The sequence below is a fragment of the Catellatospora sp. KI3 genome (genome assembly GCF_029948125.1).
Taxonomy (GTDB): Bacteria; Actinomycetota; Actinomycetes; order Mycobacteriales; family Micromonosporaceae; genus Catellatospora.
The window spans coordinates 1-19,492 of sequence record NZ_JASAMB010000001.1; the positions used below are offsets into that span (position 1 = coordinate 1).

The following is a 19,492-nucleotide window of genomic DNA, read 5'->3' on the forward strand; positions in this document are numbered from 1 at the left end:
TCGGGAAGCTCATGCAACCTCGGAACCCGACACCGATCAAGTGCCGAACTCCCTTACATGACCCGGAAGTCGATCAGGAAGCCGTGCCCACGACACGCCGTCGAGCTGTGCCATAAGTTCATGATCGACGCCGAAGAGAGGGGCTACAGGAGGGGGCCGCGGCGGGGAGTGGTGGACTGGGTGAGCCAGTCGCCGAGGAGGCCCTTCCAATCGGTGTCGGCGAGGGTGGCGGGGTCGACGGTGAAGCGGCCGAAGATGTCGCGGTCCGCGAGGAGGCCTACCCGGCGGTCCAGTTCCAGGACCACGTGGAGCTTGCGGTCCGTGGTGACGAAGGTGGCTTCCAGGTGGCGCAGGTGCTGGGCGTACGCGGGGCCGGGCAGGAACTCGATCTCCTGGTAGAACGGCAGGGTCTGGGGCAGGCTGCGCAGGCGCCCGCGCTCCAGGTCGGCCTTGACGAACTGGAAGCCCAGCTTCACCAGGGTGTCCAGGATGTGCTGCTGGGCGGGGGTCGGGTCGATCTCGACCGGGTCCTCGTCGGTACGGTCGACCTCCCGCGCCACCTCCAGCTCGGTCCGCAGCCCCACCTTCATGCCGGCCAGCTGCTGGCCGAAGGCGCGGGTCAGCGGGGTCTCCAGGGGTACGTCGCAGACGACGTCGAACACCCGCCGCTCCCGCGCGGCCAGCGTGAAGCCCTCCACCACCCGCTGCCGGTGGAACTCCACGGCGGACACCCGCCCCGGCAGCCCGCCCTCGACGCCCACGTCGGCGACCAGCGCCAGGGCCACGTACCCGATGGCGACCTGGTGGTCGCCGCCGGTCACCTCGACCGTGCCCTTGAACCTGCCGCCGGGCTTGGCCCGCGACACCGACAGCTCCGTCCGAACCGTCGGACCACCCACTCCGAACAACCGCATCAGGCGCTTCACGACCACACGTCCTCCCCGAGTCTGTGTCCGCCGAATCCGAGAATCGTCTCACCGCCGCCTCACGCGCCATGCACCAAGCTGTCAAACAGTTGCCAGTACGGCACAGCGGTGCAAGGGAACACGGGGAGGAACGGCAATGACCGAGAACGTCGAGACCATGGACATGGCCAGCGTGACCGAGATCACGGTGGATCTGGACGAGACGGACGACCGCGGTGTCTCCACCGACCTCGTCCGGGCGTACCTGAACCTGATCGGCCGCACCAAGCTGCTCACCGCCGAGCAGGAGGTGCAGCTGGCCCGCCGGATCGAGGCCGGCCTGATGGCCGAGTACATCCTGGAGTCCGAAGACGACCCCCGCGCCGAGACCCTGCGCCGCGAGCTGGAGCTCGTGGCCCGCGAGGGCAAGGCCGCCAAGGACCACCTGCTGGAGGCGAACCTCCGCCTGGTGGTCAGCATCGCCAAGCGCTACACCGGCCGCGGCATGGCGTTCCTGGACCTGATCCAGGAGGGCAACCTCGGCCTCATCCGCGCCGTCGAGAAGTTCGACTACACCAAGGGCTACAAGTTCTCCACGTACGCCACCTGGTGGATCCGGCAGGCCATCACCCGCGCCATGGCCGACCAGGCCCGCACCATCCGCATCCCGGTGCACATGGTGGAGCAGGTCAACCGCATGGTCCGGGTGCGCCGCGACCTCGCCACCGCGCTGGGCCGCGAGCCGTCCATCGCGCAGATCGCGCAGGCGCTCGACGTGCCGGAGTACCAGGTCATCGAGCTCATCTCGTACGACCGGGAGCCGGTGAGCCTGGACCAGGCCGTCGGCGAGGACGGCGAGAGCGCGCTGGGCGACTTCGTCGCCGCCGTCGACCCCCGGGGCGACGCCGCCGACGCGCTGGCCCAGGGTCAGCTGCGCGACGAGGTGGAGATCGTGCTGGGCACCCTGTCGCAGCGCGAGCAGGAGGTCATCCGGCTGCGCTTCGGCCTGGACGACGGCCGCCAGCGCACGCTGGACGAGGTGGGCAAGGAGTTCGGCCTGTCCCGCGAGCGCATCCGCCAGATCGAGAAGACCACCCTGCTGAAGCTGCGCAGCGGCGACCGCGCCGAGCGCCTGTCGGTGTACGCCGCCTGACCCGCGGCGCCCCCTGCTCCGGCAGGGTGCCGCCCCGGCCGCCCCGGCCCCACCTAGCATTGACGCTGGCCTATCTAGAGGACGGATTTCCGAAAATCGTCCACTAGATAGGCCAGCGTCAATTTAAGGACGGGGCGGGCAGCGGGCTGGAGGGGTCCGGTCAGCGCAGGTGGCGGGGGCCGGTGTCGGGGCGGGGCTGGGGGTCGGCGAGTTCGCCGCTCGCGTGCAGCACCGACAGCCCCGTGGGCCGGACCAGCACCGGGTTCAGCGTCAGCCGCCGCAGCCGCGGCGCCTCCTCGGCCAGTTGCCCCACCCGCACCAGCAGCTCCGCCAGCGCGTCCAGATCAGCGCCGTGCAGCAGCGGAAACGCCCTCGGCGCCCGTACCAGCGCCGCCGCGTCGGCGTCGGTCAGCGGCGCCGCCCGCCAGGCCCGGTCCCCCACCAGCTCGGTAACCGGCCCGCCCAGCCCGAACCCGACCACCGGCCCGAACGCCGGATCGTCGGCCACCTCGACCACCACCGCCACGCCCGGCGCGACCATCGGCTGCACCAGCGCCTCGACCCCGGCCCCGAACAGCTGCTCCAGGTCGGCGTACGCGCGGCGCGCCTCGTCCGGCCCGGCCAGGTTGAGCCGTACCGCGCCGAGGTCGATCCGGTGCGGCCGGTCGGCCACCTTCAACGCCACCGGCCCCGCGGCCGCCTCGACCGCCGCGGCCACGGCCCCGGCTCCGACGGCCCGCACCGAGCCGACCACGTCCACGCCGTACGACGCGAGCAGGGCCTCGACGGTGGGCGCGTCCGGGTCGGCGCCGGGGGGCGGGGGCGGCAGGACGCCCGGGGGCACCCGCAGCCAGGCGGCGCGCCGGATCACCTGGGCCAGCGCCCGCACCGCCTCCTCGATGGACCGGAACGACGGCACCCCGGCGGGCCCCTGCCCGGCCAGGAAGCTCGCCACCACCGGCTTGTCCGCCTCGGCCACCGCCCGCGCCAGCGCCGCCGCGTACGGCGCGAGCAGCTCCGTCTCGGCGCTCTGGTCGGCGGCCAGCGGCCCGGTCGGCAGCGGCGGCGCCACGACCACCACCAGCGCGTCCACGTCGTCGCTGCGCACCACGTCGCGCACCGCCGCTCCGAACTCGGCCGGGTCCGCGCCGGGGCCGACCGAGCCGGCGCGCCCGACCGGCAGCCCGCTCGCGCGGATCTCGGCGGCGGCCAGCGCGGCCAGCGGGTACGCGTTGGCGATGACGCCGATGCGCTCGCCGGTGGGCACGGGCTGGCCGGCCAGCACCACCGCCACGTCGAACAGCTCGCCGACGGTGCCGACCTCGATCACGCCGGAGTGGGCGCGCAGCGCCTGCATGGCGGCGTCGTCCAGCGCCGAGCCGCCGATGCCGGTGTGCCCGGCGAGCATCACGATCGGCTTGTGCCGCCCGACGGCGCGGGCGATGCGGGCGAACTTGCGCGGGTTGCCGAACGTCTCCAGGTACGTCGCGATGACGTCGGTGTGCGGGTCCTGGGCCCAGAACTGGAGCAGGTCGTTGCCGGAGACGTCGGCGCGGCGCCCGGCGCTGACGAACGACGAGACGCCCAGCCCGCGGCGGTCGGCCTCGGCGAGCAGCAGCAGGCCCAGCGTGCCGGAGTGGCAGAACAGGCCGACCCGGCCCGGCGGCGCGGGCGGGGCGGGCCAGGGCAGGCGGGGCACGAGCGTGGCGTTGAGCCGTACCGTCGCGTCGGCGACGCCGAGGCTGCCCGGCCCGATCACCCGCATGCCCGCGGCCCGGGCCGCCCGGACCAGTTCGCGCCGGGCGGCCGGGTCCAGCTCGGTGAGGACCAGCAGGCCGTGCACGCCCCCGGCGGCCGCGTCGGCGACGACGTCCGCGATGGCCGGGGGCGGCACCGCGACCACGGCCAGGTCGACCGGACCGTCCACCTGCGACACGGTGGTGACCGGGCCCTTCGGGTGGATCTCGTGGACCGGTCCGGCGAACCCGGCGCCGCGCAGGTGGGCCAGGACCGCCGCGCCGACGCCGTGCCCGGCCGAGCTGGCGCCGTAGACCGCGACCGCGCCGGGGCGCAGCAGCCGCGCCACGGAGCGGGCCTCGGTGCGCTGCTCGCGGTCGGCCTGCACGGCCCGGGACCGCTCGGTCGGGGCGACCGGGAACGTCAGCGCCACCACGCCGTCGGCGAACTTGCGGCTCACCTCGTACCCGGCGTCGGTGAACACGCGCAGCATGGCGCCGTTCTCCGGCAGCACCTCGGCCACGAACCGGCTGATGCCGACCTCGCCCGCGGCGGCGGACAGGTACTCCAGCAGCACCGAGCCGACGCCCCGGCCCTGGTAGGCGTCCTCGACCACGAACGCGACCTCGGCCACGGGCGCGCCCTCGCCCAGGCGCTCGTAGCGGCCGACCGCGATCAGCCGGTCGCCCGCCGCGACCACGAACGCCTCGCGGTCGACGTGGTCGACGTTGACGAACCGGTGCAGGTCGCGGGCGGGAATCCGGGGGTACGGCGAGAAGTAGCGCAGGTAGCGGGTGCGCTCGGAGAACCGGGCGTGCATCGCCACCACCGCGTCGGCGTCGCTCGGCTCCACCTGGCGCAGGTGGACCGCGGTGCCGTCGGCGAGCAGGACGTCCGCGCTGCGCACCGCTCAGTCCCTCGGGTCGTGCGGGTCGAGCCCGTGCAGCGGGTACACCGCGCGCCGGGTCGCCATTATCGCCCGGTCCAGCGGATCGGCCTCGGCCTCGGGCTGCCACGGCGTGTACGTCGGCGTCGCGCCGTCGCCCAGCGTCGCGGGCACCGCCCGGTCGGGGCGCAGCCGCTGCGCCAGGTCCCGCCAGGCCTGCGGGGTGGGCGTGGCCGGGTCCAGCGGGTCGCCGGTGATCATCGCCAGCAGGTGGGTCCAGGTCCGGGGCACCACCTCGACCAGGGCGTACCCGCCGCCGCCGGTGGCGACCAGGCGCCCGTCGCACAGCTCGTCGGCCAGCTCGCGCACGGCCAGCTGCGCCGCCCGCTGCCCGTCCACGCTCAGGCGCAGGTTGGCCAGCGGGTCGAGCCGATGGCTGTCCGCCCCGGCCTGCAGCACGATCAGCTGCGGACCGAACGCCCGCAGCACCGAGGGCACCACCGCGTGGAACGCGCGCAGCCAGCCGCTGTCGCCGGTGCCGGCGGGCAGGGCCACGTTGACCGCGCTGCCCTCGGCGTTGGGGCCGCCGGTCTCGTCGGGGAAGCCGGTGCCCGGGAAGAGGGTCAGCGGGGTCTCGTGCAGGCTGACCGTGAGCACGCGCGGGTCGTCGTAGAAGATCTCCTGCACGCCGTCGCCGTGGTGCACGTCGATGTCGACGTAGGCGATCCGCTGCGCGCCCTGGGCGAGCAGGTCGGCGATGGCCACGGCCGGGTCGTCGTACACGCAGAACCCGGCGGCGCGGGCGGGCATGGCGTGGTGCAGGCCGCCGGCGACGTTGACCGCGCGCTGGACCTGGCCCGACCACACCGCCCGCGCGGCGGCCAGGGTCGCGCCGCAGACCAGCGCGGACGCCTCGTGCATGCCGTCGAAGACCGGGTTGTCGGGGGTGTTGAGGCCGTACCCGCGGAAGAACGGGTCCTCCGGCGCCGCCCGGACCGCCTCCAGGTAGTCACGCCGGTGCACCCGCAGCAGCTCGTCGTCGGTCGCGGGCTCGGGCGTGACGGTGCGCACCCCCGGCCGGTCGAGCACGCCCAGCTCCCGGGCCAGCGCCATGGTCAACCGGACCCGGACCGGGTCCAGCGGGTGGTCGCCGAGGTCGTACGACAGGAGCTGGTCGCTCCACACCACCAGTGCGTTCATGCGCCCGTCCCGATCGGGCGGGCCGGATCGGTGATCCAGTGGCTCCACGAGCCGACGTACAGCGCGGCGTCGTCGCGCCCGGCCGCGTGCAGCGCCAGCACGGTGTGCGCCGCGGTCACCCCGGAGCCGCAGTACGCCCCGACCGGCTCGCCCTCGAACCCGGCGAAGATCTCGGCCAGGTCGCCGCGCAGCGTGCCGTCGGCGTTGACCAGCTCGCCGTAGAACAGGTTGCGCGCCCCCGGGATGTGCCCGGCGACCGCGTCGATCGGCTCGGTCTCGCCCCGGAACCGGGCCGCGGCGCGCGCGTCGAGCAGCACCCCGTCCCGGGCCAGCGCGGCGGCGTCGTCGGCGTCGAGCACCGGCAGGCCGCCCGGCCGCACCACCAGGTCGCCCCGGGCCACCGAGGGCTGGCCGGTGTCGACCGCACCGCCCGCGGCGGTCCAGGCCGGGAAGCCGCCGTCGAGCACGCGTACGTCGGCCACGCCCGCCCAGCGCATGGTCCACCAGGCGCGGGCCGCGGCCAGGCCGTCGCCGCCGTCGTAGACCACCACGGGGTCGCCCTCGCGCAGCCCGGCGGCGCGCAGCGCGCCCTCCAGCGCCTGCGGGTGGGGCAGCGGGTGCCGGCCGCCGGCCCCGGGCGGGCCGCACAGGTCCCGGTCCAGATCCACGAAGACCGCACCGGGCACGTGTCCGGCGTCATAGTCGTCGCGCCCGGGCGGCCCGGCCAGTCGCCAGCGCAGGTCGAGGACGGTCGGCGGCTGGGCGCCGCGCAGCAGCTCGGAGAGGTCCGCCGCACTGATCAGAGGTGTACCCACGTAGCCAAGTCAACACCATCGGGCCGGACCCACGCGTGTCGGCGCGAACCGTCGGCCCCACCTGCCACACTGCGGCGGGCGCACTGCGCTCTCCCCGAGATGACGGATCCGGCCGGACACCGCATGATCAACCGGTTGCACCTCGAAGGTGTCGCCGCGGTGACGCGCAATAGAATCGCTTCCAGCGACTTGGAGAGGACCATTTCATGTCCGACCTCATTGACACCACCGAGATGTACCTGCGCACGATCCTCGAACTCGAGGAGGAGGGCGTGCCTCCGCTGCGCGCCCGCATCGCCGAACGGCTGCACCAGAGCGGCCCGACGGTGAGCCAGACGGTGGCCCGGATGGAGCGCGACGGGCTGCTCACCGTCGTGGAGACCGACCGCCACCTGCAGCTGTCCGAGTCCGGCCGGGCACACGCCGTCGCCGTCATGCGCAAGCACCGCCTCGCCGAGCTGCTGCTGGTCAACGTCATCGGCATGCCGTACGAGGAGGCCCACGAGGAGGCCTGCCGCTGGGAGCACGTGATGAGCGACGCGGTCGAGAAGCGGGTCTACGACCTGCTCAACCGGCCGACGCGCTCGCCGTACGGCAACCCGATCCCGGGCCTGGACGCGCTGGACACCAGCCCGCGCGAGTCGGTCGGCGACGACCCGGAGCGCAACCTGGCCTTCCCCGGCCTGACCGGCCAGGTCGTGGTGCGGCGGATCTGCGAGAGCGTGCAGACCGACTCCGAGGTGCTGCGCCAGCTGCACCACGCCGGGGTCGACCCGGGTGCCACGGTCACCGTGGCGCAGGAGCGCGACGGCGTGGCCATCGACCACGGCGGCGAGCCGGTGCGCCTGCCCCGCGAGGTCGCCTCGCGGGTGTTCGTCTCGACGTCGCGCTGAACCGATCGGTCAGATGCCGGCCCGGTCGATCTCGCGCGCGAGGTCGACCAGCTTCGGGGCGAGCGCGGCCGAGTCGCCGCCCGCGGGCAGGGTCACCTTGAGCAGGATCAGCCGGGCGTTGCCCGCCAACCACCCGATCTCCACGGACGGCCCGCGGCCAGAGGCCGCGGGCCGTACCGATTGGTAGGCGACCCGGCCCAGCTCGGTGACGGTGCTGGCCCCGTCCGGCGGGATGGTGTCCTTGAACACGGCCACGTCGGCGGTGGTGGGGGTGACCGACAGGCTCAGCTCGGGCAGCGGGGTGTCGGTGCGGCGCGCCACGCAGGTGTTGGTCTTGCCCTTCTTGGCCGACCCGGCGACGCTCAGGTCCAGCCCGAGGCTGCGCGTGATCAGCTCGTGGTCGAGCAGGCGGCAGGCGCCGCCCGCGGCCGCGGTGGCGCGCACCGGCGCCGACGGGGCGGCTTCGGGCTCGCCCTCGGCCGGGCCGGAGCAGCCCGCGAGCAGACTCGCGCCGATCACCAGGGTCAGGACCGTCGTTCGCACCGGAACAACCTAGCCGCCGGGCCGGTCGGCCGAAAGTCGCACCCGACGGCGCCGACCTGCCTAGCCTGGTCCCATGACCGGCAAAGTGGTGCATTTCGAGGTGCCCGTCGACGATGTGGAGCGGGCCCGCAGCTTCTACACGGACGCCTTCGGCTGGCAGCTCGACGCCATGCCGGGGTTCGACTACATCTGGGCGCGGACCACGCGTACCGACGACCGGGGCATGCCCGCCGAGCCCGGGGCCATCAACGGCGGCATGACCCGGCGCGAGGCGCCGGTGACCCAGCCGACGATCACGATCGAGGTCGACGACATCGACACCGCGCTGGCCAAGGTCGTCGCGCTGGGCGGCACGGTGCTGCAGGAGCGGCAGGCGGTGGGCGAGATGGGGTTCACGGCGTACATCGCCGACACCGAGGGAAACCCGCTCGGGCTGTGGCAGAACGCCTGACCCGGGGTGCGCCCCGGACACGGCGATGCCCGGCCGGACGCGGTCCGACCGGGCATCGCGGTGGGTCAGCCGACCTTCTCGACCTCGCCGCGCAGCGTCACGAACTCCGACTTGATGTCGTCGACGGACTTGAAGTACCAGACGAGCATGCCGAGGCTGCCGTTGTCGGCCCACGCGCAGACGGCGAGCTTGACGCCGGAGGTGGTGGCCGTGCCGCACTTGGCCGAGCCGCCCAGCGGGCCCGGGTTGATCTCGGCGATGCCGGTGGCGTTCAGGCCGGAGGTGCCCATGCCCTTGAAGGCGTCGTCGAGCTCCTTCTCCGGGTTGCCCATCTTCGCCGCCGCGGCGAACAGCATGACCAGGTCCTGCTTGACCGGGTCGCCGTAGAAGCCGGCCACCACGTTCGAGGCGCCGGGGACCGCGGACGACAGGCCCGACTTCATGGTCTCCGCCAGCGACTTCAGCTCAGCCTGCTCGACCGGGTCGCGGCCGCCCAGCGTGGCCGGGGTCACGATGGTGATCTTCTTGGTCGGCAGCTGCGCCTGGGCCGAGGCCACCGCGTTGTTGACCTCGTCGACGGCGTCCTTGACATCGTCCTTCACCAGGAAGAACACGCCGACGACGCCGCCGATGCACAGCAGCAGCACCACGCCGATGATGCCGAGGATCAGGCCCGCCTTCGACTTCTTCGGCGGCGCGACCGGGGCCAGGGGCTGGGTCGGGTAGGGCTGCTGGCCCGGGTACTGCGGCTGGGCCGGGTACGGCGGGGGGTAGTCCGGGGTGGGAGGCTGGGACACGCGAACGCTCCTGAGTCATGCGTCTATGGGGTTGAGCCGCATCGTAACCAGGGCTGGCGACAGTGTCGCAGCGGGTTTCGCGTTCAGTGACGACTTCGGCGCGCAAAAGACGAGATCACGAGCACCGACAGTGAGGAGACGGCCATGAGCACCACCCGGCGTATCGGCGCGAACGGGCCCGAGGTCAGCGCGATCGGCCTGGGCTGCATGGGCATGAGTTTCGCGTACGGCCAGCGCGACGACGAGCAGTCCGCGGCCACCCTGCGGCGCGCCCTCGACCTGGGCGTGACCCATCTGGACACCGCCGACATGTACGGCTTCGGCCACAACGAGGAGCTGATCGGACGGACCCTCGGCAACCGCCGTGACGAGTACATCCTGGCCACCAAGTTCGCCAACCGCGCCGAAACGGATGACCAGGGCCAGCCGGTACGCCGCTTCGTGGACTCCTCGGCCGCCTGGGCGCGCCAGGCGCTGGAGGATTCACTCCGGCGGCTGAACACCGACGTGATCGACCTCTACTACATGCACCGTCGCAATCCCGACACTCCGATCGAGGAGACCGTCGGCGCGATGGCGGAGTTCGTCGCCCAGGGCAAGGTCCGGCACCTCGGCCTGTCCGAGGTGAGCCCGCAGACGCTGCGCACCGCCCACGCGATCCACCCCATCGCCGCCGTGCAGATGGAGTACTCGCTGTTCACCCGGTTCGTCGAGGACGAGATGCTGGCGACGTGCCGCGAACTCGGGGTCAGCCTGGTCGCGTACTCACCGGTCGGGCGCGGCTGGCTGACCGGCAAGGTGACCTCGCGCGAGGACCTCGCCGACGACGACTTCCGGCGCAGCGTGCCCCGCTTCGCCGAGGAGAACTTCGCCCACAACCTCGCCCTGGTGCAGGCGGTACGCGAGGTCGCCGACGAGGTCGGCGCCACTCCCGCCCAGGCGGCACTGGCCTGGCTGCTGGCCCAGGGCGACGACATCCTCCCGATCCCCGGCACCAAGCACGTGTCGTACCTGGAGGAGAACACCGCCGCCGCCCAGCTGACCCTCACCCCCGCCCACCTCGCCCGCCTCTCCGCCGCCGTCCCCGCCGACGCCGTAGCCGGCGCCCGCTACAACCCCCAGGGCATGCACACCGTCGGCCACTGACCACCCCCTCCCCCCGCCTCGTTGATCATGAACTTATGGGCGGGTTCGACGGTGTGTCGCGCCCATAACTTCATGATCAACGGGGCGGGGGCGGTTGTGGGAACGCTCCCAGTCGTATAGGATTCGTGGCGCTCAATGCGTGCCGCCGAGACCGGGTACTCGTCCACGCGGATCACCCGTCAGCGCGCAGCTAGCGCGCCCGAATCCGCTCCGGGAGTCACCTTGTCCCCCATCAGAAGGCGCCTCGTCGCGTCCCTCGTCGCCGCCACCGCGGGCCTGGCCACCATGGCCTGGGGCATGTTCGTGCCCACCGCACATGCGGCCGCCGCCGGCTGCCAGGTCACCTACCGCGTCTCGTCCCAGTGGGGCGGCGGCTTCACCGGCGACGTCGCCCTCACCAACCTCGGCGACCCGGTCACCGCCTGGACCCTCAAGTGGACCTTCCCGGCGGCGGGCCAGACCGTCAGCCAGGGCTGGAACGCCACCTTCAGCCAGAGCGGCGCCCAGGTCACCGCCGTCAACCTCGGCTACAACGGCAGCCTCGGCACCGGCGCCAGCACCTCCATCGGCTTCAACGGGGCGTGGACCGCGGCGAACCCCGTACCGACCGCGTTCACCCTCAACGGCGTCACCTGCACCGGAACGACGACCCCGGCCTCCCCGTCGGCGTCGCCCTCGCGCAGCACCGCCCCGTCGGCGTCGCCGTCCCGGTCGGCCGGCCCCAGCCCGTCCACCAGCCCGAGCAGCAGCGCCTGGAACCCGCCCGCGAGCCTGGTCCAGCCGCTCAACGAGGTCTGGGCGCACTACGAGAGCACGTACAACCAGCTCTACACGTTCCGCAACTACGGCTGGGACCAGGTCATGGCCGGGGGCGGCCAGATCAACTACTGCGTACGCTGGGACTCCAGCGCCCACGTCACCGCCGCCCAGCGCGACCAGATCCACGCCGCGCTCGGTCGGCAGTTCAAGAAGTGGATCGACGTGATGGCGGGCCACAACGGCTGGCCGTACCCGAACGTGCCGGTCAAGGTCGTCGGCTGGGCCGTGCGCGACCGGTCGACGCTGGAGTGGACCGACAGCTCCGTCGACGTCTACGTCAACAACATCCGCGAGAACGCGCCCCAGTGCAGTGAGCCGTGCGGGCGCTTCTTCCACCAGGACGGCAACTACTCCGGCTGCCCGGGCGGCACCGCGCACCACTACGACATGTCGCTGTGGCTGACCGCGGGCATGAGCGGCGGAGCCGGCGGCGACTGGGGGCAGCGGATCGGCAGCGAGTACTACACGAGCAACCTGAACAGCGACAACATCCACATCCTGCTGCACGAGATAGGGCACACGTTCGGTCTGGACGACTTCTACGACTGGACGCCGACCGGCCAGTGCTGCTTCATCATGAAGGCGGGCAGCGCCACGTCGATCACCGACTTCGACAAGTGGATGCTGCGCGACTGGTGGCGCCACCTGAAGTCCCGCTGGGGCTACTGACCCCCGTCCCCGTCCCCGCTCCCCCGGGGACCCCAGGCGGGATCTCGGGGTGCGCCCCGCCCCGCCTTGAATAGACGCTGGCCTATCACATCGACTTCGATCTTCCCCCAGTCGATGTAATAGGCCAGCGTCGATCAAAGGTCGCCCCGTGATCGCCGGTTGCGGTCGAGTCGGCCGCTTGGCGAGGGCCGGGTGACCCCAAACGGCGATCACCGCGCGGCAGCGCAGCCGCAGCCGCAGCGCAGTCAGCGGCGGGACAGCCCCGCCACCGCGGCCAGCATCAGTCCGGCCCCGGCGGCCGCCGCCACGGTCAGCCGCTCCCCCAGCAGCCCGACCGCGATCAGCACCCCCGCCACCGGCTCCAGCAGCGTCACCACCGCCGTCACCGTCGCCGGAACAGCCGCCACACCCGCGAAGAACAGCCGGTACGCCAGTGCCGTCGGCACAGCCCCCAGGTACAGCAGCCACACCCCGGTCACGGCGACCGTCCCGGCCGCGGGCAGCAGCCCCTCCCACGCCGCCAGCGGCGCCACGCACACCGCGGCGACGACGAACGCGGCCGAGGTGACCGAGGACAGGTCGCCCCCGGCCCGCCGCGAGTAGATCGTGACCACCGCGTACCCGGCCGCCGACAGCACCCCGAACGCCGCCCCGAGTAGCGGATCAGGACCCGCCGCACCCGCCGCCCCGACCAGCAGCACCAGCCCGGCCAGCGCGGCGCCGATGTAGCCCGCCCGCGCGAAACTCAGCGTCTCCCGCAGCACCACCCGGGCCGCGAGCGCGATCACCACCGGGCACGCCCCGAGGGTCACCACGGTGCCCACGGCGAGCCCCGCGTACGCGATGGAGCCGTAGTAGGCGGTCTGGTAGACGGCCAGCCCGATCCCGAGGACGAGGGCGTCGCGGGGGCGGACCGGGGTGCGGTCGCGGGTGAGCGCGCGCAGGCCGTACAGCATGGCGATGCCGCAGACCAGGCGCCAGAACGACACCGCGAGCGGGCCGAGGCCGCTGGTGCGGTAGAGGACCGAGGCGACGGCGCCGCCGGTGCCCCAGGCGACCGCGGCGGTGCCGACGAAGAACAAGCCGCGCCCGTACGACGCGGTGGTGCTCGCGCGATCGAGCGCGAGCCCGGTTGAGGACTCCATTTTCCTGCTTCTCCACTGTCTCGATGGCCGTCGGTATCCGCGCATGCGGACGGGCCACCGCGGCGCGACGGGTCAGGCCGTCACGGCAGTGGGGCGACGCCGTCCGCTCAGCGGACCGGCGGGGAGATGATGGAGTGCGCCATGGCGTCGATGCTGCCCCGGAATGCCGCGAACCGCCAAACGGTTACACCACATCGTGAGAATCCTGGAGGAGTACGAGCGCGGCCGCCTGTTCTTCGACTACGGCGACTACATCACCGCGGCCGGTATCCTCGCCGACGTCGTCGCCGAGGTGCCCGAGGACGTCGCCCCGCGCCTGCTGCTGGCGCGCGCCTACTACCACTCGGCCCAGCTGCACCGGGCCGAGGAGCAGCTGCGGGTGATCATCGAACGCGACCCCGCCGAGCACTACGCCCACCTGATGCTGGGCCGTACCCTGCAACGCCAGAGCCGCCACGACGAGGCCCGCCGCCACCTGCGCATCGCCGAGGCCATGGGCGCCTGCTGACGCCCCGCCCGCGCCGTCGCCCAGCCGCGCGCCGCGCCGCGCGGTGGCTGCAGTTTCGGGGAAAGTGCTGGAATCTCGGCCCGAGTTCGTGCAGTTTCCCCGAAACTGCACGAACTCACCGCGCGGCCCGCGCCCGCGCTCACGCCCGCCGCGCGTTCATGCCTCGCCGCGCAGCGGGCGGAAGAACTCGCGCATGTCCTCGGCTACCTGCTCGGGCTCCTCGAACGCGACGAAGTGCCCACCCGACCCCAGCGGGTGGAAGAAGCGCAGGTCGGTGTAGGTGCGCTCGGCCAGCTCACGCGGCATGCCCTGGTCGGCCAGGCTGACGCTCACCCCGGCCGGCACCTTGACCTGCGGCAGCACCGGCTCGTGGTGCTCGTCGAAGTACGGCCGCATCGCGGTGCCGACCGTCTCGGTCACCCAGTACAGCGTGATCACGGTGAGCAGGTCGTCCTTGCTCCAGCGGCGCTCGAGCTCGCCGCCGCAGTCGCTCCACGCCCGGAACTTCTCCACCAGCCACGCCGCCAGTCCCGCGGGCGAGTCCAGCAGCGCCGCCGCGAGCGTGTCCGGGCGGGTGGCCTGCAACTCGGCGTATGCCTCCCCACCGGCCCACTTGGCCTTCAGCCAGTCCAGGAACGCGTCCTCGGCCGGGGTCAGGTCGGTGCGGCGGGAGCGGGGCGGGTAGGCGGCGTGTGCCGCGTACAAGCCGATGATCTTCTCGGGGTGGCGGACCGCGAGCCAGTCGCTCACGCCCGCGCCGACGTCCTCGCCCGACGTCCCGAACCTGCGGTAGCCGAGGCCGGTCATCAGCTTCGCCCACACGTCGGCGGTCCTCGGTTTGGTCGACGGGCCGGTGAACGGCAGGTCGCTGAACCCGTACCCGGGCAGCGACGGGATGACCACGTCGAACGCGTCTGCCGGGTCGGCGCCGGACGCGGCCGGGTCCGTCAGCAGCGGCACCAGTTTCAACATCTCGATGAAGGAGTACGGCCAGCCGTGCGTCACGATCACCGCCAGCGGCGGCGGCCCGCCCTCGACTCGCTTCCCGCGCACGTGCACGAAGTGGACGGTCTGCCCGTCGATCTCCGCCAGGAACTGGGGGTACGCGTTGAGCCGCTGCTCCTGCGCCCGCCAGTCGAACTCCTCGGCCCAGTAGTCCAGCAGCTCGGCCAGGTAGTCCGGGTCGGCCCCGGCGTCCCACGGCTGCGCCCCGCTACGCCTCCCGAACCGGGTCCGCACCACCCGCTCCCGCAGGTCGTCCAAAACCCCGTCAGGCACCTCGATAAGGAATGGTCGCACCCGCCGATTCTGCCACCACGCCGTGTGCGCTCAGCTGCTCACAACCCGCAAAGCCAAGCACGAATCTGGTTGTCGTCAGCCGCAGTCACCATTTCGACAAGACCGAGGTTGTCCGAGTGGTTCGGCGCCTGAAACAGGCGATCGACCCAGTCTCTGGCGTAATCACGCAGCGCATCAACCGCCTCGTCCAGGGCTTCCTGCAACGTAGCTCCATCGGCAGCGACGGGTGTTCCGCAAACAAGGACGGACCAACCTCTGCCTTCCGCAACGATTAGAGCCGCTGCCATCAGACGTGCACCACGACCACGCGGTGCTCCTTGGGGCAGTCAGGTTCCTCCACGAGGCGACTCAGGTCATCTGGGTCGCTTGTAAGCAGGACGACAGGCCGCGCCATCTCCAAGGCCGTGGCGGCCACGATGGCGTCTATGGCGTATCGATGCCCTGAAAGACCGGTCTTTCCTAAGAGTTCACCTGCCCGGCGCCCCAACTCGGCCGATATCGGGATCACGACAACTCGCGACAGGGCTCGATGCACTTTGGCGTCACGCGGAACGCCACGAAGCACCTCGGTCAGCGTGATGGCGCTGACCGCGACCCGGGCACGCCTCGCACGTGCTTTCTCGAAGTGCGCACGAACACTGCTGTGCCCGTCAGCGAGCTTTGACAGTCCCTCACTGTCGAGCATCAAAGTGCCGGTGGCGGTGATCAGACGTCCGGCCACGCGGCACCCGCCTCGGCCAGCGCTTCCTCGGATACCGGACCGTACTCGGCTTCAAGTAGCGCAGACAGTTCCGCGAGAAGGTCCAACTCCAGTTGCTTGGAGACCGCCTCGGTGACGTACTGACTGAATTCGCCGCGCCCTACCCGGCGTTGGACAGCGGCCGTCAGTTCCTCTGGCATCGACACGCTCACCTTGCGAGCTTTGCCCAGCGGCCGGACGTTATCCGGCAGGCGGAGCACCTGATCAAGGCGATCGCGCAGCTCAGGTGAGGCACTTGCCAGCTCGCGATAGAGAGCGAGCAACCGTATGAGGTCGCCGTCCCCGATGTCATCGGGGAGAGCCTGATGAGCGTCTGCGGTCACCCCACCATGCTACCGCCGGTGGCAACATCTTGGAACCCGAGCGCGCGCTTACGGAAAGGGCGGAGCGACAAACCGCCACCCTGCCCTTTGTAGCTGCTGTTACTTCTTGGGCAGCGCCAGCAGGTTGTTAGTCCAGACACCGTCGGCACGCGTCTGAAGATACTTCGGACCACGGGAAGGCGTGACCACGAGCACAGCCACCCGGCTGGCCCCATCGCCAACGCATGCTTCGACGCCATAGCTCTCGATCAAACTGACGACCTCCCCCCGGCTGCCGTTCCGGTGCGTTGAGGTATAGAGGTCAGTCCACCAGAGCCACCCGATGTGCTCATGCCCGCTTCCGCCAACGAGGCGAATTGCATCGATACGAATCACTGCTGTAAGCTCATTTCTGCTAGTTGGAGGCATCCTGAAATCTTTTCGGCTAGCGAGAAGCCCTCGTTCCAGCGGGGGCTTCTGCTTTTGTTGCGGTACGGGCCCGTCTCGGACCATGCGAACTCCCTCCTTAGTTAACTTCGACGATGGGGGTGCGATCTACGCAAGATCGCACCCCCAATCGTTCTGGTTCAGCTGCAGCCGCTGGTGGAGCCGCAGCCCTCGCAGACGTAGCAGCTGCCCGCCGGGCGCATCTTCGTGCCGCACGTGTAGCACAGCGGCGCGTCCGACACCCGGCCGGTGATCGACTCCAGCACCTCGGTGGACGACCCGACCCGGGTCACCGGAATGACCGTCACCCCGGCCTGCGGCGCGGCGGCCGGCGTCGGCGGCACGTAGTCCACCCCCTCCTCCTCGGCCCGCAGCCGCGCGGCCCGCTCGGCGGCCGTGAAGACGCCCAGCTCAGCCCGCTGCTCGTACGGCAGGAAGTCCAGCGCCAGCCGCCGGAACACGTAGTCGATCACCGAGTTCGACAGGCGGATGTCCGGGTCGTCGGTCATGCCGGCCGGCTCGAACTTCATGTTCATGAACTTCTCGACGTAGGTCTGCAGCGGCACGCCGTACTGCAGCGCGACCGAGACGGCGATCGAGAACGCGTCCATGACCCCGGCCAGGGTCGAGCCCTGCTTGCCGAGCTTCAGGAACACCTCGCCGAGGCCGTCGTCGGGGTACGACGACGCGGTCAGGTAGCCCTCGGCCTCGCCGACGGTGAACGACACCGTCTGCGACGGGCGCTTCTTCGGCAGCCGCTTGCGCACCGGCCGGTACTCGATGACCTTCTCGATCACCGGAGCGGCGGAGACCGGGGCCACCGCCTGGGCGGCGGCGGGCTCCTTGTCCTTCTTGGCGACCGACAGCGGCTGGCCGACCTTGCAGTTGTCGCGGTAGATCGCCAGCGCCTTGAGGCCCAGCTTCCAGCCGTCGTAGTACATCTGCTCGACCTCTTCGACCGTCGCCGACTCCGGCATGTTGACGGTCTTGCTGATCGCGCCGGAGATGAACGGCTGCACCGCGGCCATCATCAGCACGTGGCCCATGGGCGCGATGGAGCGCTCGCCCATGGCGCAGTCGAACACGGCGTAGTGCTCCAGCTTGAGGCCGGGGGCATCGACGACGTGGCCGTTCTCGGCGATGAACTCGGTGATCGCCTCGATCTGCTCCTCCTGGTAGCCCAGGTTGCGCAGCGCGCGCGGCACGGTCTGGTTGACGATCTGCATCGAGCCGCCGCCGACCAGCTTCTTGAACTTGACCAGCGCCAGGTCAGGCTCCACGCCGGTGGTGTCGCAGTCCATCATGAAGCCGATGGTGCCGGTGGGGGCGAGCACGCTGGCCTGGGCGTTGCGCCAGCCCTGCTTCTCGCCGAGGCTGTTGCCGGCCTTCCACTCCTTGCGGGCGGCGGCGGCCACGGCGGTGGCGACGGGGCCGTGCGGGGTGAGCGCCTCGGCGGCCTGGGCGTGCTTGCGCATGACCTTCTGGTGCGGGGTCGCGTTGCGGGCGTAGCCGTCGTACGCGCCGACGACGCCGGCCAGCTCGGCCGAGCGGCGGTAGGCGGCACCGGTCATCAGGGCGGTGATCGCGCCGGACAGGGAGCGGCCCGCCTCGGAGTCGTACGGCAGGCCGGAGGCCATCAGCAGGGCGCCGAGGTTGGCGTAGCCGATGCCGAGCTGCCGGTAGGCCCGGGTATTGTCGGTGATCTTCTGGGTCGGGAAGTCGGCGAAGCAGATCGAGATGTCCATCGCCGTGATGACGAACTCGACCGACCGGGTGAACTTCTCGATGTCGAAGCTGCCGTCGGGGCCGAGGAACTTCATCAGGTTCAGCGACGCCAGGTTGCACGAGGTGTCGTCCAGGTGCAGGTACTCCGAGCAGGGGTTGCTCGCGGTGATGCGGCCGGTCTCGGAGCAGGTGTGCCAGGCGTTGATGGTGTCGTCGTACTGGATGCCGGGGTCGGCGCACTCCCACGCGGCCTGCGCGAGCTTGCGGAACAGGCCCTTGGCGTCGATGGTCTCGATGACCCGGCCGTCCAGGCGCCCGACCAGGTCGAAGGACTTGCCCTCCTCGACTCGGGTCATGAACTCGTCGGAGACGCGCACCGAGTTGTTGGCGTTCTGGTACTGCACGCTGACGATGTCGCGGCCGCCCAGGTCCATGTCGAAGCCCGCGTCGCGCAGGGCGCGGATCTTGTCCTCCTCGCGCGCCTTGGTCGCGATGAACTCCTCGATGTCGGGGTGGTCCACGTCGAGGATGACCATCTTGGCCGCGCGGCGGGTGGCGCCGCCGGACTTGATGGTGCCCGCGGAGGCGTCGGCGCCGCGCATGAAGCTGACCGGGCCGGAGGCGGTGCCGCCGGAGGAGAGCAGCTCCTTGCTGGCGCGGATGCGGGACAGGTTGATGCCGGAGCCGGAGCCGCCCTTGAAGATCAGCCCCTCCTCCTTGTACCAGTCCATGATGGAGTCGACCGAGTCGTCCACGGACAGGATGAAGCAGGCGCTGACCTGCTGCGGGCTGGCGGTGCCGACGTTGAACCACACCGGCGAGTTGAAGCTGAACACCTGGTGCAGCAGCATCCAGGTCAGCTCGTGCTCGAACACCTCCGCGTCGGCCGCGGTGGCGAAGTAGCGGTACTCCTCACCGGCCTTGCGGTAGGTCTTGACCACCCGGTCGATGAGCTGGCGCAGGCTCCACTCCCGCTCCGGGGTGCCGACCGCGCCCCGGAAGTACTTCGTGGTCACGATGTTGGTCGCGTTGACGCTCCAGGCCTCGGGGAACTCGACCCCGCGCTGCTCGAAGTTGATCGAGCCGTCGCGCCAGTTCGTCATCACGACGTCGCGGCGCTCCCAGGTGATCTCGTCGTACGGGTGGACGCCCTCGGTCGTCCACACCCGCTCGATCTTGAGACCACCGCCGCCCGCCCGCGTGCGCTTGGCGCTCGCTGTTGCGTTCTCCCCCACGTCAGCCCCCTAAGGTTCATCCGTTACAACAACAACTTCAACTTCAACTGCTAAAAC

At 71.4% G+C, this 19,492-nt stretch carries 18 protein-coding genes; 6 read left to right on the forward strand and 12 right to left on the reverse strand.

What is annotated here, in order from left to right; all coding sequences use genetic code 11:
* Positions 1–143: 143 nt before the first annotated feature.
* Positions 144–914 (reverse strand): sporulation protein, encoded by a 771-nt coding sequence (locus QEZ54_RS00005; protein ID WP_281302337.1) that lies wholly within the window; start codon positions 912–914, stop codon positions 144–146.
* Between the two features lie 148 nt (positions 915–1,062).
* Between QEZ54_RS00005 and sigB the strand changes: the two genes are divergently transcribed.
* A complete protein-coding gene (sigB, locus tag QEZ54_RS00010; protein WP_281302338.1) occupies positions 1,063–2,058 on the forward strand; it encodes an RNA polymerase sigma factor SigB in 996 nt (331 codons plus the stop codon).
* 160 nt (positions 2,059–2,218) lie between these two features.
* On the opposite strand, the gene QEZ54_RS00015 is transcribed toward sigB, so the two are convergent.
* From QEZ54_RS00015 to QEZ54_RS00025, 3 genes are read right to left on the reverse strand one after another with little or no spacing between them, the layout of a single operon-like run.
* Positions 2,219–4,702 carry a GNAT family N-acetyltransferase gene (locus tag QEZ54_RS00015; RefSeq protein ID WP_281302339.1) on the reverse strand — a complete coding sequence of 828 codons (2,484 nt, stop codon included), beginning with the start codon at positions 4,700–4,702 and terminating at the stop codon, positions 2,219–2,221.
* Positions 4,703–4,705: 3 nt separating this feature from the next.
* Positions 4,706–5,881, reverse strand: coding sequence for an acetoin utilization protein AcuC (locus tag QEZ54_RS00020; RefSeq protein ID WP_281302340.1), 1,176 nt, complete (start codon positions 5,879–5,881; stop codon positions 4,706–4,708).
* Positions 5,878–6,696 (reverse strand): sulfurtransferase, encoded by an 819-nt coding sequence (locus QEZ54_RS00025; protein ID WP_281302341.1) that lies wholly within the window; start codon positions 6,694–6,696, stop codon positions 5,878–5,880. The genes QEZ54_RS00020 and QEZ54_RS00025 overlap by 4 nt, the downstream gene beginning before the upstream one ends.
* Before the next feature lie 206 nt (positions 6,697–6,902).
* Here QEZ54_RS00025 and QEZ54_RS00030 point away from each other — a divergent pair, with 206 nt between their 5' ends.
* Positions 6,903–7,589 carry a metal-dependent transcriptional regulator gene (locus tag QEZ54_RS00030; protein WP_281302342.1) on the forward strand — a complete coding sequence of 229 codons (687 nt, stop codon included), beginning with the start codon at positions 6,903–6,905 and terminating at the stop codon, positions 7,587–7,589.
* Positions 7,590–7,598: 9 nt separating this feature from the next.
* Here the strand turns inward: QEZ54_RS00030 and QEZ54_RS00035 are convergent, their stop codons facing one another.
* Positions 7,599–8,132 carry a hypothetical protein gene (locus tag QEZ54_RS00035; RefSeq protein WP_281302343.1) on the reverse strand — a complete coding sequence of 178 codons (534 nt, stop codon included), beginning with the start codon at positions 8,130–8,132 and terminating at the stop codon, positions 7,599–7,601.
* Positions 8,133–8,205: 73 nt separating this feature from the next.
* On the opposite strand from QEZ54_RS00035, the gene QEZ54_RS00040 reads away from it, so the two are divergent.
* Positions 8,206–8,583, forward strand: coding sequence for a VOC family protein (locus tag QEZ54_RS00040; protein ID WP_281302344.1), 378 nt, complete (start codon positions 8,206–8,208; stop codon positions 8,581–8,583).
* A 65-nt stretch (positions 8,584–8,648) separates the two neighbouring features.
* Here the strand turns inward: QEZ54_RS00040 and QEZ54_RS00045 are convergent, their stop codons facing one another.
* Complete coding sequence (locus QEZ54_RS00045) at positions 8,649–9,380, reverse strand: hypothetical protein (protein WP_281302345.1); 732 nt, start codon at positions 9,378–9,380, stop codon at positions 8,649–8,651.
* A 144-nt stretch (positions 9,381–9,524) separates the two neighbouring features.
* On the opposite strand from QEZ54_RS00045, the gene QEZ54_RS00050 reads away from it, so the two are divergent.
* Together QEZ54_RS00050 and QEZ54_RS00055 are read left to right on the forward strand one after the other, a co-directional pair.
* Complete coding sequence (locus tag QEZ54_RS00050) at positions 9,525–10,526, forward strand: aldo/keto reductase (protein ID WP_281302346.1); 1,002 nt, start codon at positions 9,525–9,527, stop codon at positions 10,524–10,526.
* Between the two features lie 285 nt (positions 10,527–10,811).
* Complete coding sequence (locus QEZ54_RS00055) at positions 10,812–12,014, forward strand: cellulose binding domain-containing protein (protein WP_281302993.1); 1,203 nt, start codon at positions 10,812–10,814, stop codon at positions 12,012–12,014.
* Positions 12,015–12,259: 245 nt separating this feature from the next.
* Here QEZ54_RS00055 and QEZ54_RS00060 read toward each other — a convergent pair whose 3' ends face one another.
* A complete protein-coding gene (locus QEZ54_RS00060) occupies positions 12,260–13,159 on the reverse strand; it encodes a DMT family transporter (protein WP_281302347.1) in 900 nt (299 codons plus the stop codon).
* 196 nt (positions 13,160–13,355) lie between these two features.
* Here QEZ54_RS00060 and QEZ54_RS00065 point away from each other — a divergent pair, with 196 nt between their 5' ends.
* Positions 13,356–13,667, forward strand: coding sequence for a tetratricopeptide repeat protein (locus tag QEZ54_RS00065; protein ID WP_281302348.1), 312 nt, complete (start codon positions 13,356–13,358; stop codon positions 13,665–13,667).
* A 156-nt stretch (positions 13,668–13,823) separates the two neighbouring features.
* Here QEZ54_RS00065 and QEZ54_RS00070 read toward each other — a convergent pair whose 3' ends face one another.
* The 5 genes from QEZ54_RS00070 to QEZ54_RS00090 all read right to left on the reverse strand — a co-directional run bounded on the left by QEZ54_RS00070 (position 13,824) and on the right by QEZ54_RS00090 (position 19,435).
* Positions 13,824–14,966: an epoxide hydrolase family protein gene (locus QEZ54_RS00070; RefSeq protein ID WP_281302349.1), complete on the reverse strand. Its 1,143-nt coding sequence runs from the start codon at positions 14,964–14,966 to the stop codon at positions 13,824–13,826.
* A gap of 38 nt (positions 14,967–15,004) precedes the next feature.
* Positions 15,005–15,169: a hypothetical protein gene (locus QEZ54_RS00075; protein ID WP_281302350.1), complete on the reverse strand. Its 165-nt coding sequence runs from the start codon at positions 15,167–15,169 to the stop codon at positions 15,005–15,007.
* An 83-nt stretch (positions 15,170–15,252) separates the two neighbouring features.
* Positions 15,253–15,687, reverse strand: coding sequence for a PIN domain-containing protein (locus QEZ54_RS00080; RefSeq protein WP_281302351.1), 435 nt, complete (start codon positions 15,685–15,687; stop codon positions 15,253–15,255).
* Positions 15,672–16,049: a hypothetical protein gene (locus QEZ54_RS00085; protein ID WP_281302352.1), complete on the reverse strand. Its 378-nt coding sequence runs from the start codon at positions 16,047–16,049 to the stop codon at positions 15,672–15,674. The genes QEZ54_RS00080 and QEZ54_RS00085 overlap by 16 nt, the downstream gene beginning before the upstream one ends.
* A 566-nt stretch (positions 16,050–16,615) precedes the next feature.
* Positions 16,616–19,435 carry a vitamin B12-dependent ribonucleotide reductase gene (locus tag QEZ54_RS00090; RefSeq protein ID WP_281302353.1) on the reverse strand — a complete coding sequence of 940 codons (2,820 nt, stop codon included), beginning with the start codon at positions 19,433–19,435 and terminating at the stop codon, positions 16,616–16,618.
* Positions 19,436–19,492 lie beyond the last annotated feature (57 nt).